This is a genomic window from Enterococcus sp. AMC1252 (genome assembly GCF_058216515.1).
The window spans coordinates 3,075,254-3,092,631 of sequence record NZ_CM177097.1; the positions used below are offsets into that span (position 1 = coordinate 3,075,254).

General features: G+C 37.4%; 16 protein-coding genes. 7 read left to right on the plus strand and 9 right to left on the minus strand.

What is annotated here, in order from left to right:
- Positions 1–168 precede the first annotated feature (168 nt).
- The 5 genes from AC4BB5_RS14555 to opp1B form a co-directional block, all read right to left on the minus strand.
- Positions 169–1,293 (minus strand): RNA-guided endonuclease TnpB family protein, encoded by a 1,125-nt coding sequence (locus tag AC4BB5_RS14555; RefSeq protein ID WP_490456821.1) that lies wholly within the window; start codon positions 1,291–1,293, stop codon positions 169–171.
- 357 nt (positions 1,294–1,650) lie between these two features.
- Positions 1,651–2,610: an ABC transporter ATP-binding protein gene (locus AC4BB5_RS14560; protein ID WP_490456822.1), complete on the minus strand. Its 960-nt coding sequence runs from the start codon at positions 2,608–2,610 to the stop codon at positions 1,651–1,653.
- Complete coding sequence (gene opp1D, locus AC4BB5_RS14565; protein WP_010771135.1) at positions 2,610–3,671, minus strand: oligopeptide ABC transporter ATP-binding protein Opp1D; 1,062 nt, start codon at positions 3,669–3,671, stop codon at positions 2,610–2,612. The genes AC4BB5_RS14560 and opp1D overlap by 1 nt, the downstream gene beginning before the upstream one ends.
- Positions 3,672–3,676: 5 nt before the next feature.
- Positions 3,677–4,729, minus strand: a complete 1,053-nt coding sequence (opp3C, locus tag AC4BB5_RS14570; protein ID WP_490456823.1) for an oligopeptide ABC transporter permease — start codon at positions 4,727–4,729, stop codon at positions 3,677–3,679.
- Complete coding sequence (gene opp1B / locus AC4BB5_RS14575) at positions 4,729–5,670, minus strand: oligopeptide ABC transporter permease Opp1B (protein WP_010763955.1); 942 nt, start codon at positions 5,668–5,670, stop codon at positions 4,729–4,731. The genes opp3C and opp1B overlap by 1 nt, the downstream gene beginning before the upstream one ends.
- A gap of 81 nt (positions 5,671–5,751) precedes the next feature.
- Between opp1B and AC4BB5_RS14580 the strand changes: the two genes are divergently transcribed.
- The gene (locus tag AC4BB5_RS14580; protein ID WP_490456824.1) at positions 5,752–6,099 is read left to right on the plus strand and encodes a DUF3899 domain-containing protein; all 348 of its coding nucleotides are present in this window, start codon (positions 5,752–5,754) and stop codon (positions 6,097–6,099) included.
- A gap of 78 nt (positions 6,100–6,177) precedes the next feature.
- Here AC4BB5_RS14580 and AC4BB5_RS14585 read toward each other — a convergent pair whose 3' ends face one another.
- Positions 6,178–7,854 (minus strand): peptide ABC transporter substrate-binding protein, encoded by a 1,677-nt coding sequence (locus tag AC4BB5_RS14585; RefSeq protein WP_490456825.1) that lies wholly within the window; start codon positions 7,852–7,854, stop codon positions 6,178–6,180.
- Positions 7,855–8,321: 467 nt separating this feature from the next.
- On the opposite strand from AC4BB5_RS14585, the gene AC4BB5_RS14590 reads away from it, so the two are divergent.
- The 6 genes from AC4BB5_RS14590 to fni all read left to right on the plus strand — a co-directional run bounded on the left by AC4BB5_RS14590 (position 8,322) and on the right by fni (position 14,535).
- Entirely contained in the window at positions 8,322–9,380 is a 1,059-nt protein-coding gene (locus tag AC4BB5_RS14590; RefSeq protein ID WP_490456826.1) for an FUSC family protein, read from the plus strand.
- 31 nt (positions 9,381–9,411) lie between these two features.
- Positions 9,412–10,047 carry a pentapeptide repeat-containing protein gene (locus AC4BB5_RS14595; RefSeq protein ID WP_490456827.1) on the plus strand — a complete coding sequence of 212 codons (636 nt, stop codon included), beginning with the start codon at positions 9,412–9,414 and terminating at the stop codon, positions 10,045–10,047.
- Between the two features lie 421 nt (positions 10,048–10,468).
- Positions 10,469–11,413 carry a mevalonate kinase gene (mvk, locus tag AC4BB5_RS14600; RefSeq protein ID WP_490456828.1) on the plus strand — a complete coding sequence of 315 codons (945 nt, stop codon included), beginning with the start codon at positions 10,469–10,471 and terminating at the stop codon, positions 11,411–11,413.
- Entirely contained in the window at positions 11,413–12,411 is a 999-nt protein-coding gene (gene mvaD / locus AC4BB5_RS14605; RefSeq protein ID WP_490456829.1) for a diphosphomevalonate decarboxylase, read from the plus strand. The genes mvk and mvaD overlap by 1 nt, the downstream gene beginning before the upstream one ends.
- Positions 12,408–13,505, plus strand: coding sequence for a phosphomevalonate kinase (locus AC4BB5_RS14610; RefSeq protein WP_490456830.1), 1,098 nt, complete (start codon positions 12,408–12,410; stop codon positions 13,503–13,505). The genes mvaD and AC4BB5_RS14610 overlap by 4 nt, the downstream gene beginning before the upstream one ends.
- Positions 13,489–14,535 carry a type 2 isopentenyl-diphosphate Delta-isomerase gene (gene fni, locus AC4BB5_RS14615; protein ID WP_490456831.1) on the plus strand — a complete coding sequence of 349 codons (1,047 nt, stop codon included), beginning with the start codon at positions 13,489–13,491 and terminating at the stop codon, positions 14,533–14,535. The genes AC4BB5_RS14610 and fni overlap by 17 nt, the downstream gene beginning before the upstream one ends.
- A 39-nt stretch (positions 14,536–14,574) precedes the next feature.
- Here the strand turns inward: fni and AC4BB5_RS14620 are convergent, their stop codons facing one another.
- The 3 genes from AC4BB5_RS14620 to AC4BB5_RS14630 form a co-directional block, all read right to left on the minus strand.
- Entirely contained in the window at positions 14,575–15,435 is an 861-nt protein-coding gene (locus AC4BB5_RS14620) for a VOC family protein (RefSeq protein WP_490456832.1), read from the minus strand.
- Positions 15,436–15,538: 103 nt separating this feature from the next.
- A complete protein-coding gene (locus AC4BB5_RS14625; protein WP_490456833.1) occupies positions 15,539–16,057 on the minus strand; it encodes a GNAT family N-acetyltransferase in 519 nt (172 codons plus the stop codon).
- Positions 16,058–16,078: 21 nt separating this feature from the next.
- Positions 16,079–17,254, minus strand: coding sequence for an RtcB family protein (locus AC4BB5_RS14630; RefSeq protein WP_490456834.1), 1,176 nt, complete (start codon positions 17,252–17,254; stop codon positions 16,079–16,081).
- Positions 17,255–17,378: the final 124 nt, after the last annotated feature.

A 17,378-nucleotide genomic window follows, 5' to 3' on the forward strand; every position in this document is an offset into this window, starting at 1 on the left:
TAAATTTTGAGAACGAAGTTCAATTTTTTTATTGTTCATAAACTAATAATTAGTGAACTATTTCTATTCCGCTAGAAACTTCCTAGAAAAAGATAAATGATCGAATAAACGCTATATCTATCTTATATGCCCTAGGCTATCCCTGTAGTCCCTACAGTTCTTCATTTTTTATTTGGTTTTTGTATCTTTCAATCCTTGAATCAACACTTGGATACTAGCCGCAGTCTCTGGATCACGCAGACCTTTCTTCTCATTGATGTCTTTTACAAATATCTGACTTAGCATAGTATTATCTGAATGTTCAGAACTTTTCCCGCAAGCTGAAACCTTGATCAATCTTTTCTTATACCAAATTGCTTTATATTCAAGCTTTGAAACAAACAATGCCCATGAGACATCTGAAACGCCCCGATGCAACTTGCTATTTCTAAAAAAGTCTTTTTGATGAATATCTTCTATACAAATCAAATCATATTTTCTAACAATTTCTGTAGTGATCTTATTCAGAAAATCAATGCGTTGATTCATTAATTTTTCCCGCATTTTTGCCACTTTTAGTTTTTGTTTCTGATAGTTTTTTTGTTGGGAAAGCTCGTTCCCTTTTAATTTAGCAATTTCCTTACGCCGCAATAATTTTCTTTCTTCTCTAGTGATGCGCTGTTCAAATTCTTTCGTAAATTTATCATTATCGATACGTCTACCATTTGATAATACAGCAAATTCTGAAGCGCCTAAAGTAATTCCAATTGCCGAATACGTCTTTTCAACAGTCAGAATTTCTTCTTCACAAAGAATTGAAACAAAATACTTATTACTCGGAGTCAAAGAAATTGTCGCTGACTTTATTTTCCCTATTACCGGACGATGCATTTTCATTTTAATCAACGATTTCAGTTTAGGTACTTTTAAATATTTTTCATCAATAATTTTAATTGTGCCATTTTGATTATTCGTTGTATAAGAACTAACAGCGTTTTTCTTTTGTTTTAATTTAGGAAAACCAACCGACTTTTCTCTATAAAAATTTTTAAATGCTCGATCCAAGTAAACCTGCGCATTTGATAATGCTAAGCTGTCCACTTCCTTTAAACAAGGATGCTCTTTTTTAAATTGAGCTGGTGTCGGTAACTTTACTTTTAAATCAGGTTTTTTTTTCAGTTCCTTATACAACTGAATTCTTTCCTGTAATAAAAGATTATGCACAAGCCGAACGCAAGAAAAAGTTTTTTTTATGAACTCTTCTTGTAATAAAGTAGGGTAAAGTCTGTACTTATACGCCTTTAATACCTTCATTTGAATACCACCCTACCAATAAAAAGCTGAATGGGCTCGTTAAATCTCAACTGAAAAATAGGAAAATCTAACTGAGGCGCTTTTGTCTCATTTAGATTTTATCTTTTTTCCGAGGAGTTAGCCCATAAAGCTAGATTGAATAAAAAGCTGAATGGGCTCGTTAAGTCTCGACTGAAAATAGAAAAATATGATTAAGGCGCTTTTGACCACAATCACATTTTATTTTTCCCCGAAAGGCTAGCCCATGTAGCAATTCTAAAATGATTACGCCACAAAGAAAAAAGATTCATTCATCTTAGGTTTAAAAATGCTAGCTAAGAAAAACAATTTCTTAGCTAGTATTTCAATTCAAAACGACTACTCGTGATTCGCTCTGGCTTTTTTCTCTTCAATTTTTTTACGGTAAACATCAACTTCATCTTCAGAACAATAGACATAATGTTCTGGCGTGATTTCTCTCAGTTTACGTTCTTTGTTATCTTCTGGTTGTGGTTTATAAACAATACGTTTACGTGTCCGTTCATAATCTGGATCCGGTAACGGGATAGCAGATAGTAAACTTTCAGTATACGGATGTACACCAAAGTTATATACATCATCACTTGAACCCATTTCCAACAATCTACCACTGTGCATAACACCAATACGGTCGCTGATATGTTTAACCATGGATAAATCATGGGCAATAAACAAATAAGTCAGTCCAGCATCTTTTTGTAAGTCTTGCAATAAATTGACTACTTGCGCTTGGATCGATACATCCAGTGCTGAAATCGGCTCATCACAGATGATGAAACGAGGGTCAACAGCCAAAGCTCTCGCAATTCCGATTCGTTGACGTTGGCCGCCTGAAAACTCATGTGGATAACGTGTACCGTGACTTGGATCAAGTCCAACAACTTTCAATAACTCGTTAACTTTAGCTTCACGTTCAGCAGCATCTTTTGCTAAATGATTAATGTCGATTCCTTCTGCAATGATATCATTGACCTTCATTCTCGGATTCAATGACGCATAAGGATCTTGAAAGATCATTTGAACTTCACGACGGAATGCTTGCATTCCTGATTTTGAACGAATTTTACTGATATCATCACCATTGAAAATGATTTCTCCACCAGTCGGATCATACAAACGAATCACACTTCGCCCAGTTGTTGATTTACCACTACCTGATTCTCCAACCAATCCGAAAGTCTCACCTTCGTAGATATGGAAACTGATGTCGTCGACTGCTCTAACTTCGTCAGGGCGTCCAACGTTAAAATATTGCTTTAGTCCTTTAACATCTAAAAGTACTTTTCTTTTTTCACTCATTATTTAACGCCTCCTGCAGTCGTATTATGGCGTTCAGCATAAATCGCCCAACGTCTTACAATTTCAGCTGGAGGGGTGATTTTTGGTGCTTGTGGAGCTAATAACCACGTTGCAGCTTTATGAGTTGGTGATACTTCAAAATACGGTGGTGCTTCTTCTGCGTCGATCTTCATCGCAAATTCATTACGCGGATAAAAAGCATCGCCTTTTGGCGGATCTAACAAATCGGGAGGTGAGCCAGGAATTGCGTATAGCTTGTCTTCTGTCCCTTCCATTGTTGGCATTGAGCCAAGTAAGCCCCATGTATATGGATGTTGTGGGTTATAGAAGATTTCTTCTGATGTTCCCACTTCCACTAAACGTCCACCATACATAACAGCTACACGATCAGCTACATTTGCTACTACCCCTAAATCATGGGTGATAAAGATGATCGATGTGCTGATTTTTTGTTGTAAATCTTTTAATAGTTCTAAAATTTGTGCTTGGATCGTAACATCCAAGGCGGTTGTCGGCTCATCTGCAATCAGAACCTCTGGATAACAAATCAAAGCAATCGCAATAACGATTCGTTGACGTTGTCCACCTGAGAATTGGTGAGGGTAGTTTTTCAAACGTTTTTCAGCATTTGGAATCCCTACTAATTTCAATAGTTCTAACGCTTGATCTAAGCCTTCTTTTTTCGACACTTTATTGTGTTTGATCAACGATTCAGCTACCTGTTTGCCAATTGGCATTGTTGGGTCCAATGAAGTCATTGGATCTTGGAAAATCATTGCAATTTCTTTCCCACGAATGGTTTGCATTTGTTTTTCCGTTTTGTGTACGATATCTTCACCTTTAAACAGAATTTCTCCATTGTCGATGTTTGCATTGCTGCTCAATAATCGCATGATACTTCTAGTAGTAACAGATTTACCACTACCAGATTCCCCTACGATCGCAAGAGTTTCCCCTTTGAACAGCTCAAAGCTAACACCACGAATAGCATTTACTTTTCCAGCAAACGTATCAAAAGAAATCTGTAAGTCTTTTACTTCTAATACTTTTTCCATAGTCATTCACTCTACTCTTTCATCTTAGGATCGAAGGCATCACGTAGTCCGTCAGCTAGTAAGTTGAAACAAATCATCACGACTGACAAAGTTACGGCAGGAATCCACATCAAATATGGAAGGAAACGGAACGTTTTATATCCTTCATTTAATAATGTTCCAAGAGAAGCGGTCGGCGGTCTTAATCCTAAACCGATGAAACTTAGAAACGCTTCGAAGAAAATTGCCGATGGGATACTGAACATCATTTGAACGATGATCACACTTGAGATATTCGGCAAAATATGTTTTACGGCAATCTTCAAGCGAGATTCACCTAATGTTTGGGCTGCTAAAACAAACTCTTGATCTTTTAGTTTCAAGGTCTGAGCCCGAACGATTCTAGCCATTGAAATCCAGTTGGTAATCACCATTGCTAACACGATTGATAAAATACCTGGATCAAAAACAGTCAGCATCAAAATCATCACAACAAGGTTAGGAATTCCAGAAAGAACTTCCAAAATACGTTGCATTACTGTATCCACACGTCCGCCTAGTAAGCCTGAAATCAACCCGTAAGTTACACCGATTGTAATATCAAGTAATGCAGCAATAAACGCAATCAGCAATGAGATACGTGTTCCCATGAATAAACGGCTCAATACATCACGGCCTAATCCATCCGTTCCAAGATAAAAATTCACGTTATCAGGAACATTGGCTTGGGCGTATTTGTCTACCATCTTGCCCGCAACATTGGCGGTGCCGTTAAATCCATTAATACTGTCTAAAAATGGAATACGCGGTGGTAAATTGATATACGCAACATTTTGCTGTGTAGGGTCATGAGGTGAAACCCAAATAGTAATAATTGAAATAAAGATGATGATTCCTAAAAGAACCAAGGAAATCACAGCAGCTTTATTCTTCTTTAAACGACGCCAAGAGTCTTGTAAAAAACTTAGTGACGGTGTTGCAATTCGTTCACGTTCCTTTGTTGTTGATGTATCCAAAGGCTGGAATTCTTTTGCAGGTATTTCTTTGATTTTCTCTGGGACATTGTTTAAGTCAATTGTTTCCATTAACCTTTGGCACCTCCTGAAACACGAATTCTTGGATCGATCAATCCATAAAGTAAATCAACGATCAAAATAACAAATACTAGTAAAGCAGAATATAAAATCGTTACTGCCATAATCGTTGGATAGTCATTGGTCATGATTGATTTTACGAACTGCTCCCCAATACCTGGAATAGCGAAAATATTTTCAACAACTAAAGATCCTGTCATCAAACCAACGGCTAATGGGCCGAGTAATGTAATCAAAGGAATCAAACTGTTTCTAAGTCCGTGTCTCACAGCTACTTGCCAACGGCTCAAGCCTTTGGCGCGAGCTAACTCTACATAGTCACTATGTAAAACTTCAACCATTTCGGTTCGTATAAACCTGGCGGAATCGGCCATAGGGCTCATAGCTAATGCTATTGTCGGTAAAATTGTATAAGCAAAACCATTCCACATTGCAATTGGCAACACTTTTAATTTCATAGCAAAGATATATTGCAATAATACCGCAAAGACGAAGTTAGGAATGGAACGTCCCAAAATTGCCATTAATGTCGCTAATGTATCTACCCATGTATTTTGGCGCATTGCAGCTATGATCCCTAGTAAAATACCTACTAAGGTACCAAAGATGATTGCTTGTCCTCCTAATTGGACAGATGGTCCAATACGACCTGCTAAAAGTTTTGCTACTGGTTGATTTTTAAATTGGAATGAAATACCAAAATCCCCAACTAGCAGATTTTTTAAGTAAATTCCATACTGAACGATTACAGGCTTATCTAACCCAGACTGCTTGTTCAACATAGCAATGGTTTCTGGACTAAGCTTTTCTTGGTTGGTATAAGGAGTACCTGGTAATAATTGCATTAAGAAAAACGTAATCGTTGCGATCAGCCACAATGTGATGATCATAAAAAAGACCCGTTTAAGAAAATATTTTCCAAAACTGTTCAAGAATGACACCTCCGAGATTATTTTGACTTCATCAGTTTTTTTCGATAAAGTAAGGATAGAAAATTAAGTAAGGATGAGCACATGAAAAACTTTAAATGGCCCTTGATCACCTCAGCGGTCTCAAGCATCGGTATTTTCACTTACCTATTAATAAAACAGTCACTGACTATCCGTTCTGTATCTGATACCTTCTTCATCGTTTCATTATTCTTTCTGATTATCGGCTTAGCCATGTGGATTATGTCCTCAGGATTTTTTGATAATTTCCAACGTTTTATGAAAATGCATTTTCGTTTTAGAAAGAAAAATGAACCGAAAGAATTCATTCCATTTTCAGAAATCGGCAAAGCACATCAGCTTTACTGGCTTGAAACTGGAGGTATTTTACTGATTGTCTCTATTGTTTCTTTATTATTTTACTTTTTATGAGCAAAGATAGCAAGAGGACCGTTGCCTTTTTATTCAAAGAGGGCAAAGGTCCTTTTTGCTATTGACTATCATCTTACATTATTCTGAGATATAAGCCCATTTGTAATCAAATTTTGGTCCAGCTGGGTGGAACGCGATTCCCTTAACTTTTTCAGAACGCATACGAGCTTGTGCTCTTTGGTAAAGAGGTACTACACCCATATCATCCATAATAATCTTTTCCGCATCGACCATATTATCCCAACGTTTTTCTGGTTCATTGGCATTTGTTGTCGCTGCAGCTTGAATATTTTTATCATATTCAGGATTACTATAGTGACCACGGTTATAAGAATTGCCTGTTTCAAATAGATTCAAGAAACTACTTGGATCAGCATAGTCTGCTCCCCAACCACCGATTGTTGTTGTAAAATCACCTTTGTTTGAACGATCTAAACGTACAGAAAATGGTACAGGACTAACTGTAACTTTTACGCCATCTAAAGTATCTTGAATAGCACCTTGTAAATACTCAACTGTTTTCTTAGAAGAATCAGTATCTGAAGAAAGGATATCCATGTCTAGTTTAGTGATGCCCAATTCTTTTTTCGCTTTTTCCCAATACTCTTTTGCTTTTTTCTCGTCATGAGCAATCACATTCCCTGCTTCATCTGCAAAGTCTTTATCCCCTTTAGGGCTTGTTGACATATCCGCTGGCACAAGACCTTTTGGTTCTACTGAACCATCACCTAAGATTGAGTCAACTAAAGATTTACGATCGATTGCATATGAAATTGCTTTTCTTAGATTTTCATTTTTAAATGGTGAACTATCTTCACGTTGATTTAATTCCATATATTGAGTTGATGCTTCTTTTTCAATAACGAATTCTGGATCGCTAGCCATTTGTTGTGCTAACTCCCCACTCAACACAACTTCATCTACTTGTCCGTCTTGGAAAAGGTTTAGTGAAGTTGGTGCTTCTTTAACCACACTTACTTTTACTTCATCTAATTTAACTGTTTTATTGTCCCAATATTCTTTGTTCTTTTTAAGAGACCATTCAGTATCTGTTCCAGGTCCATCAAAGTCAGCTAAAGTGAACGGTCCGTTATAAACAGCATTGTCACTATTAGCAGCGAATTTATCCGCATATTTTTCTACAATATCTTTTCTTTGTGGGAAGAATGAAGGGAATGCAAATAAGTAATCCATAAATGGTGTTACTTGCTCTAATGTAACTTCTAACTCATAGTCCCCTACAGCTTTGATTCCAAGTTCAGCTTTATCTTTCTTACCATCCATAATAGCTTGACCATTTTTAATTGCGCTATAAAGGGAAGCATATTCTGAAGCTGTTGCTGGATCAACTGTACGTTGCCATCCATAAACATAGTCTTCTGCTTTTACAGGTTTTCCGTCAGACCATTTTGCATCTTCATTTAATTTAATTTTGTACACAAGACCGTCGTCGCTCATTTCTGCTTTTTCAGCCGCTCCCGCTGGTTGTGGTTTATTTTTTTCGTCTAAACGATAAATTCCTTCATAAACATTATTCAATGCCGTAAAACTTACTTCATCAGTAGCTAAAGATGGATCTGCACTTGGCATTTCTTGTTGTTCATTGATACGGAATACTTGCTCTCCGCTAGGTTCGGCATCTGCCGCTTTTGAACTGCCTGTATCGTCTGTTTTTCCGCCACCGTTACCGCACGCTGCGAGTGTTAAACTAAATAAAGTGATGAATCCAAACGCAAATGATTTCTTTAACTTCATTCTTATTTCCTCCCTAATAAAGACCCTAAGTATTTTCTGAAAAATCAGAATTTAATAATTATTTACTGTACTGAGGTATAGTTTACAGTTTTTAAATTAAAAAATCAAGAATAATCTTATTTTTTCTTAATACTCACATCATTAAATTATATCTTCATTAGAAGTGATTTCTTAGAAATGGCTATAAAAAGCTGAACAAGCTTGTTTAGACTTGACTGAAAAATAGGTCACCATGAGCGCGGTGTTTTTTGTCACAATCAGGTTTTCTCTTTTTTCCGAAAGGCTAGTCCGTGAAGTTAAATTAGATAAAAAGCGATTGTCTTCTTATAAAAAAGTATGTTAGATTAGTATATAGAAGAAACATATTAGGGCATCAATTGATCTTTTGTTATTCAAGATCCGTCTCATCTTCAATTGAGTTACAGAATATTTGCCCTATTTCATATTAATAGATAAGGAGTGATCAGATGCATCGTTCATCATTTTTCAAAGAATTAACTACGTTTCACAAACCTCAAAAAGCACCTTTTCGCTTGATTGGTGCTGGTATTTGTATGGCCGTACCACTTTTTATAGGTTATTTTTCAAATAATTTATTGATCGGCAGTTTCGGCTCACTTGGAATTTTTACATTTCTTTATTATCAATCTCTTCCACTAAAAGAACTGTTGGTTCGTTTAAGTTCAGTTGGCGGATTTTTACTTTTCGGAAATTTAGTGGGGGTCTTAAGTACTCATATTCCTTGGCTTATCCCAATCGCTATAGCATTGATTGCATTTTTAGCTAGAATTATATTTAGGTTATACAGGATTGCTAAGCCGGGGGCTTTTTTTATTGTCATGGTAACCGCCATGGGAAGTGGAACGAAGATTCCATTGGAAAAAGTTCCGATTATGATGAGTTATGTATTACTAGGTGTGTTAACCTCTCTTGTCGTAGCAATTCTTTTGTACTATATTGAAGGGGAAACTGGCACACCTCAAAGAAAAATGTCATTACAAGAACGCTTGTACACAGATCCGGCAGCGCTACTTGATGCACTGCATTATGCGGCTATTTTATTTTTAGCAACCTATATCAGTCAGTCTTTACATTTGACCAATGCTTATTGGATGATTGTCTCTTGTGCAGCTGTTTTACAGGGGGATAATTTAAGGGCGATTATGCACCGCAATGTTCAAAGAATTCTAGGAACAATGATTGGATTATTGATCGCAGCTCTTTTATTGAGCATTTCTTTCACTTCGTTAGAAACCATTTTTCTGATTTGTTTTTTCTTTGTAACGGTGGAATTCTTTATTAAAAGAAACTATACGATCGCCAATTTTTTTACCACGCCTATGTCTTTATTGCTTGCAAACTTAGCTCGCCATCAATATTTAGTAAGCTTGTTGAATTACCGTTTGATCGGCATCGTTTTAGGTAGCCTTTTAGGTTTATTAGGAGCTTATGTGCTGACCATGTGTTTAAAATTTTACAATCGTGCCTATCAACTAAATGAAAATTTAGATAAAGAAACAGAGTAATGCTAGTATATTTAATTTGGAGGTTTTATTCATGAAAATCAAGAAACCTATTGCTCCTTTATTGCCAAAACTCACTGAAACAGATTTTATCTCTATAGATGATGAAATTATTATTGAAGGACTGTCCGTGAAAGAGCAAGACTTGAGTTATCAAGATGCCCGCAATTTAGTTTTCAGAGAGTGTCGCTTTGAAAAATTGACTATGAATCGAAATCATTTAGAACGTTTTGAATGCAGTAATGTCGTCTTTGACCATTGCGATCTTTCCAACACAGAATGGATTGGTGCTAGTTTTCATCAAGTTCATTTTCGTCAATGTAAATTAACTGGCACGAACTTTGCCGAGAGTTATTTGCGGGATTGTCTTTTTGAAGATTGTTTAGCAGACTATACCTCTTTTAGCGCTACGAATCAAAAAGTGGTCCAATTTAAACAAACTAGTTTGGCTGATACAGAATTTGTAGAAGTCACTTGGAATAATATCCTATTTGACAACTGTTCATTAACTGGAAGTAACTGGTTCCACACCAAACTGGCGGGTCTAGATCTAACAAAAAGTACGTTTGAAAAAATTGCTTTTTCTCAAGAATTGCTCAAAGGATTAAAAGTAACACAAGAACAAGCAATTACGATTGCCGCAGGTTTGGGCTTATTGATTGAAGAATAGTAAGAAGAAAAAATAGAGCTCAGATCGGTACTTGTGCTCTATTCTTTCTTTTTTTTGCTTACAGAGATATTAATAAGAAATTAATTTTTTCCTTAATATAGAAACTAAAAATTTTACTTCATAGGCTTTTTTGGTAAACTAGTGTAGGTTGAAAACTGTTCTCAGCATAGGAGTACTCCTTCTGATACTAGAAAAGAAGCTTCTTCATGAAGCACTATTTAAAGTTTATTGATTACTTTTGTTCTATTATTAACTTATAAAGATGCTGGTACGATCAATATTTCAAGTGTTTTGCTAGCAGGAATCGCTTGTGGTAATCTTAATAGGATACCTGTCACTTATGGTGTTCGTTCTATGTCTTTATATCACACCTTAAATCACCACACAGCTGATATTTTAAATAAAAGGACTGTTTATTAAAATGAATATAGAAAAAATCGGTCATGGACAAGCCTCTGGAAAAATTATATTGATGGGCGAGCATTCTGTCGTTTATGGTGAACCAGCGATTGCTTTCCCTTTTCAAGAGACCTTCGTTTCAACAACCATTGAACCTGACACTACCATGAACATAGATTGTCATTATTTTTCAGGGAAATTGTCAGAAGTTCCTCAGCAGTTAAAAAGTATCAGAGAAGCCATCAACCAAACGTTGTTGACACTTCATCAAGAAACTGCGACTTTAAAAATCACGATTACCAGCACGATCCCCTCAGAACGTGGCATGGGTTCAAGTGCTGCAACTGCTGTCGCAATCGTTCGTGGCTTATTTGATTATTTTAACGTTCTCTGTACACCAGACACATTGCTCCACTTAGTCAATCGCGCGGAAAAAATTGCACATGGTAATCCGAGCGGAATCGACGCAGCCGCTACCAGTGGAAATGAACCTCTATTTTTCATAAAAGGTCATCCATTAGAAACATTTCCTATGAATGTTTCCAATGCTTTTTTGATCGTTGCTGATACTGGCATCAAAGGTCAAACGAGAGCAGCTGTCCGTGACGTTGCCCATCTTTTTGAACAAAACAAACAAACAGTCTCGCAACATATCACTGAGTTAGGCCACTTGACTAAACTAGCCAAACAGGTTATTTTAGCAGATGATGTTCTTACATTAGGAAACGTTATGAATCAAGCACATGAACAACTTAAAGCATTGACCGTTAGCAATGACCAATTAGATCGATTGGTCGCAGCAGCTTTAGAAAACGGAGCTTTAGGAGCAAAATTAACAGGTGGCGGCCGTGGCGGTTGTATGATCGCTTTAGCTGATTCTCAGATGCAAGCAGTCAAAATCGCTGCAGCATTAGAGCAAACCGGCGCTAATGCCACTTGGATCCAATCATTAGGAGTGAAAAATTAATGTACGCTGGAAAAGCACGAGCCTATACAAACATTGCCTTAATTAAGTATTGGGGCAAAAAAGATGAACAGCTGATACTACCGATGAATAGTAGCCTTTCTTTAACTTTAGATGCCTTTTATACTGAAACAACTGTACATTTTGATGAAACATTAACAGAAGATGTGTTCTTTTTAGATGGAAACAAACAAGATCCTAAACAAACCGCTAAAATCTCTAAATTCTTAGATCTTGTTCGCAAACAACAAAATCTAACATTATTCGCAAAAGTAGATAGTCAAAATTTTGTTCCCACGGCAGCAGGACTCGCTTCTTCTGCTAGTGGTTTAGCAGCTTTGGCTGGGGCTTGTAGTCAAGCATTGGATTTACAATTGACTGAAACCGAACTATCTCGCTTAGCTCGTCGCGGCTCAGGATCTGCCTGCCGTAGTATTTTCGGTGGGTTTGCTGAATGGCAAAAAGGAGATTCTGATAAAACCTCATTTGCCCAAGTAATTCCTTCCAATGATTGGGAAGACGAATTAGCTATGTTATTCGTTTTAGTAGATGATGGTATAAAAGATATATCTAGTCGTGATGGCATGAAAAGAACCGTTGAAACCTCAAGCTTTTATTCTGGTTGGTTAGAAAATGTAGAACCTGATTTAGCAACTGCTAAACAAGCAATTAGAGAAAAAGATTTTGTTAAACTAGGAGAAGTCACCGAGGCTAACGGATTGCGCATGCACGGAACAACATTAGCTGCTGTTCCACCGTTTACTTACTGGTCACCTGAAAGTTTGAACGTTATGCAGTTAGTACGCTTAGCTCGAAAACAAGGTCTGCCTTGTTACTTTACAATGGATGCTGGACCAAATGTTAAAATCTTGGTCGAAAAGAAAAATTTGACTGCTTTAAAGAATTTTTTAGCAGATCATTTGTCTGAAGAAAAGCTGATTACAGCATACGCAGGACCAGGAATCACCTTGATGCCTGTAGAAAGGTCGGAAGAATTATGATAGAAGTTTCCACACCGGGCAAATTGTTTATTGCTGGTGAATATGCTGTTGTTGAACCTGGACATCCAGCTATTATCGTGGCAGTGGATCAATTTGTGACTGTTAATCTTGAATCAGCAGAAAATGTCGGTAGCATTCAATCTGCTCAGTACAGTTCCCTTCCTGTACGTTGGACAAGAAGAAACAACGAGCTTGTGTTAGATATTCGTGAAAATCCGTTTCACTATGTACTGGCAGCGATTCGTTTAACGGAAAAATACGCCCAAGAACAACAACAAGAACTATCTTTTTATCATTTAAAAGTAACGAGTGAATTAGATAATTCAAATGGTCGAAAATATGGTTTAGGCTCTAGCGGTGCTGTAACTGTTGCAACTGTAAAAGCACTCAGTCTCTTTTATGGTTTAGAGTTGACGGAAGAAGAGATTTTTAAACTTTCGGCACTAGCTCACTTAGAAGTTCAAGGAAATGGTTCTTGTGGAGATATCGCAGCTAGCTGTTACGGCGGTTGGATCGCTTTTTCAACCTTTGATCATCAATGGGTCAACGATCAAACTCAAAAACTAACTTTAACAGCGCTACTTCAAGCAGCATGGCCAAAGCTAATGATCAAACCACTCACTGTTCCTAAAAAATTACGTTTATTGATTGGCTGGACAGGAAGCCCTGCTTCTACTTCTGATTTAGTCGATCAAGTCAATCAATCAAAAGAAGTACAAGAAACAGCTTATCAACAATTTCTTAATGACAGCAAGGCGTGCGTTGAGACAATGATTGCAGGTTTCAACGCAGAAAATATCTCTTTGATTCAAGCACAAATACGAAAAAACCGGAAATTACTCCAACAATTAACATCGATCACAGGCGTTACGATCGAAACACCTGCCCTAAAGAAATTATGTAATTTAGCGCAAACTTGCGGCGGTGCGGCGAAATCTTCTGGTGCAGGTGGCGGCGATTGCGGCATCGTCTTATTCAAACAAAAATCTGGTATTTTACCTTTGATGAGTTCTTGGGAAAAAGAAGGAATCACGCCTTTACCATTACATGTATATTTTTACGGAAAGCAGGAGAAAAATGAACCGAAAAGATGAACATATCTCTTTGGCGAAAGCCTTTCATAAAGAAAAAGCTAATGACTTTGATCAACTTCGTTTTGTCCATCATTCATTTTCAGAAACTGCTATGGATGACGTCGATATTTCAACCTCTTTTCTTGATTTTTCCTTGAATCAACCCTTTTATATCAATGCTATGACAGGTGGCAGCGAGCGTGCGAAAGACATTAATCAGAAGCTCGGCATCATCGCTAGAGAAACGGGTGTGATGGTAGCCACCGGATCAGTCAATGCGGCGTTAAAAGCTCCTGAGTTAGCAGATACTTATCAAATCATGCGTCAAGAAAATCCAAACGGCCTGATGTTAGCTAACATTGGCGCAGGCCTTTCATTAGAAGAGGCCAAAAGAGCGGTCGATCTTTTTCATGCTGATGGATTACAAATTCACGTAAATGTCCCGCAAGAGTTAGTCATGCCTGAAGGAGATCGTGATTTCCATGGTTGGCTGGATAATATTGAAGAAATTGTTTCTCACCTGTCTGTTCCTGTTATTGTAAAAGAAGTTGGTTTTGGTATGAGCAGTGAGACAATCGAACAATTAATCGATCGCGGTGTGAAAGCTGTCGATGTCAGTGGTCAAGGTGGAACAAGTTTTACACAAATCGAAAATGCCCGTCGTAAAAAACGAGAGTTAGGCTTTTTAACTGACTGGGGACAATCGACCGTCCTTTCCCTTTTAGAATCGACGAACTGGCAACGTGACTTAGCTGTTTTAGCTTCTGGTGGTGTTCGTCAGTCGTTGGATATTGTTAAAGCACTCAGCTTAGGCGCTAAAAGTGTTGGTGTTGCTGGAACGATTTTGAATCAACTGATGACAAATAGTGTTGATGAGACAATCGAACTTGTCCAACAATGGGAAGATGAACTTAAAATGATGTATACGTTACTTGGAAAGAAAAACACTACTGAACTTACAACAACAGATATTATTTTTTCTAGTGAGATCATTCATTGGTGTGAAAGTCGTGGTATCGCTTATCAACCGTTTGCTAAGAGAAGTAAATAAAAAAGAAGATTGAGCTTAAATGCCCAATCTTCTTTTATTTTATCCTTCGTATGCGCTTCTCAATAACGCTATATCGATGCGTTTCATTTTATACAATTCCTGCATTACCCGATACGCTCTGTCTGGGTCAGAACTATCAAATAATTCATCCATATCCTTCGTAACGGTCTGCCAACAAACACCATACTCATCTTCCATCCAGCCACATGGCCATTCTTTTCCTTTGGTAGTCACAGCACTCCATAACCGATCGATCTCTGCTTGGTCTTTACAGTAAACGTAAAACGACGTTGCCATCGTAAAGGTAAAATCATGTGCCTCACCACTATCCATCACTCGAAATGGTTGACCGTGCATTGTAAATAACGCTTGAGCAATAGTCCCATCCGGATTTTTTTGGACATACTCTACCTTACCTTCACCGAAAATATTGATCCATTGATTCATTGCTTCTTCCGCTTTACCAAACTCTTCCCCAGCAAACAAGAAACTTGGTGTGATCGACTGCGGCGCTTCAGATAAGACTAATTGCCAAGAAACACCATATTGATCTTTCAGCCACCCATATTTCTTGCTGAACGGATATGACCCAAATGCCATCAAAACCTCGCCATTATGACTTAACGTTTCCCATAACTTGTCAATTTGTGCTTCCGTCTCACATTCTACAAAAAATGAAATTGCAGGTGTAAACGTAAATTCCGGTCCGCCGTTCAACAAAATAACTTCTTGTCCGGAAAGGGTCAACGCGATGGTCAGCACTGATCCTTTAGGTTGGTGTTCACTATCCACATAATAATCAACTTTATTGATTTCCCCTTGCTCAAATGCATTCACATAAAACTCAGCTGCTTCTTCTACTTTTCCATCAAACCATAAACATGGAGAAAATTTTGACATCTCAATCATCCTTTCTTAATAGAATTACCTATTTAAGTAAATACTGATTCTTTGACTCCATTATATACAGCAAATGATTTATTTGAAAAAGCAACGCTCTGGATCATGACGATCCTAGAAGCTCATCCCAATTTGTTCCGACTACCTCAAATCCTAACTGTTTATAAATTATTTCTGCTGGTAGATTGCCTGGTGTTACAACTAAATAAACTTTTTGATAGGTTGAACCATGAAATGAACCTAACATTTTCTTTAACAATTTTTTAGCAAGTCCACGACCTCTGTCTCTAGGGTCAACTGCAACATAAATAACTAAGGGAACGCCCCGAAACAAGGCAACAACGGTACTGGCAATAATCCTCCCTTCTTCTTTCATATAAAAAGAGTGTTCTTCCATAATGGGTCCATATTTCCCTTGAAAAGCTTCCCTAACTTCGATCAGCCAATCCGTCAAAGTCTCCCCCTCATCATCAATCGTTCCTTTAAATGCTTTTAAAAAGTGTTGCGCAAAATGTTTGTTCCATTCAACTTTATTTTCAGAACTATTTAAGAAGCTAGAAGCTGTACAATCAGCTGTTGCTAATTTCTGAATTTTTTTAGACATAATCATTCTTTCACTCATACTATTTTTTCTCCTAACAACCTATCCCTTAAAATTATATAGCGGGCGGATCACTTCCTGAATTTCCATCGTGTCTTTCATATCTGCCATTAATTGTTTCATCGGTTTATACGCTTTTGGCGCTTCGTCGATCGTTTTCTTTGAAACAGACGTTGTCCATACATGTTTCATAGCATGTTGATAACTTTCTAAACTAATTTTTGCTTTTGCCTGTGAACGGCTTAACAGGCGCCCCGCACCATGGGGACCTGATTGATTCCAGTTAGGATTACCTAATCCTGTTGCTAGAATACTTCCATCTTTCATATTTAAAGGAACGATGATCTTTTCACCGAACTTCGCTGAAACAGCTCCTTTTCTTAAAAGCTTCTGTTCTAAATCAATATAATTATGAGGACAATCAAACGATTCGATCACAGCCTTTTTCCACTTCATTCCTTTGATAATAACCTCAGCCATAAGTTTACGATTCATAGCGGCATAGGCTTGAGCGATTTTCATGTCACTTAAATAGTCTGTTAAATGCTCTCCTGTAACATAAGACAACTCATACGGAATTTTTACTGATTCCCGCATCCTTTCTAACTCTGAAGCTTTTTCAAAATCCCCATTATTTTTGGCGGTTGCCCCTTGGCTCTTTAGTTCTTTTCGCAGTTGAGATAACGTTTGATACGCAACTTCTTGATGGTATTCAGCAATCTCTTTACCTAAAATCCGACTACCACTATGAATCACTAAATACAAGCCATCTTTGCCTTCATTGACTTCAATAAAATGGTTTCCTCCACCAAGGGTACCTAAACTTCTCAAAGCCCAGCCTTTATGAATCGGTGCCGACACATTTAAAAGTTCAAACATATACTGACTTTTATCATGTGATTGAGAACCACTTGGAATTCTTGTTCGAATAATCCGATCTAGTTTATCAAAATTTGTTTTGATCGATTTATTTAATTTAACCACATACAAGCCACACCCAATATCTACGCCAACTAAATTGGGAACAACCTTATCTTTGATTGTCATCGTTGTTCCAATCACACAGCCTGAGCCGCTATGCGTATCTGGCATAATCCTGATTTGACTTTCTTTCGCAAACTCTTGATTGCATAAAGACATAATTTGTCCAATCGTACTATCCTCTAACATGTCTGTAAAAACTTGTGCTTCGTTATATTTCCCTTTAATTGTTAACATTCTGATTCCTCGTTCTTTTTTATTATTCGGAATGCAAAATGACGGCCGCATTCCTCAGCCGGTTTGATTTTTTCCTTTTCTTCCACTCATTGGATTCACCTCCATAAAATTTCAGCAAAAAAAA

Bases quoted from the DNA above. Each gene is read 5' to 3' on its own strand.
- AC4BB5_RS14555 (WP_490456821.1), bottom strand. From the start codon at position 1,293: ATGAAGGTATTAAAGGCGTATAAGTACAGACTTTACCCTACTTTATTA.
- AC4BB5_RS14560 (WP_490456822.1), bottom strand. From the start codon at position 2,610: ATGAGTGAAAAAAGAAAAGTACTTTTAGATGTTAAAGGACTAAAGCAA.
- opp1D (WP_010771135.1), bottom strand. From the start codon at position 3,671: ATGACTATGGAAAAAGTATTAGAAGTAAAAGACTTACAGATTTCTTTT.
- opp3C (WP_490456823.1), bottom strand. From the start codon at position 4,729: ATGGAAACAATTGACTTAAACAATGTCCCAGAGAAAATCAAAGAAATA.
- AC4BB5_RS14580 (WP_490456824.1), top strand. From the start codon at position 5,752: ATGAAAAACTTTAAATGGCCCTTGATCACCTCAGCGGTCTCAAGCATC.
- AC4BB5_RS14585 (WP_490456825.1), bottom strand. From the start codon at position 7,854: ATGAAGTTAAAGAAATCATTTGCGTTTGGATTCATCACTTTATTTAGT.
- AC4BB5_RS14590 (WP_490456826.1), top strand. From the start codon at position 8,322: ATGCATCGTTCATCATTTTTCAAAGAATTAACTACGTTTCACAAACCT.
- AC4BB5_RS14595 (WP_490456827.1), top strand. From the start codon at position 9,412: ATGAAAATCAAGAAACCTATTGCTCCTTTATTGCCAAAACTCACTGAA.
- mvk (WP_490456828.1), top strand. From the start codon at position 10,469: ATGAATATAGAAAAAATCGGTCATGGACAAGCCTCTGGAAAAATTATA.
- mvaD (WP_490456829.1), top strand. From the start codon at position 11,413: ATGTACGCTGGAAAAGCACGAGCCTATACAAACATTGCCTTAATTAAG.
- AC4BB5_RS14610 (WP_490456830.1), top strand. From the start codon at position 12,408: ATGATAGAAGTTTCCACACCGGGCAAATTGTTTATTGCTGGTGAATAT.
- fni (WP_490456831.1), top strand. From the start codon at position 13,489: ATGAACCGAAAAGATGAACATATCTCTTTGGCGAAAGCCTTTCATAAA.
- AC4BB5_RS14620 (WP_490456832.1), bottom strand. From the start codon at position 15,435: ATGTCAAAATTTTCTCCATGTTTATGGTTTGATGGAAAAGTAGAAGAA.
- AC4BB5_RS14625 (WP_490456833.1), bottom strand. From the start codon at position 16,057: ATGAGTGAAAGAATGATTATGTCTAAAAAAATTCAGAAATTAGCAACA.
- AC4BB5_RS14630 (WP_490456834.1), bottom strand. From the start codon at position 17,254: ATGTTAACAATTAAAGGGAAATATAACGAAGCACAAGTTTTTACAGAC.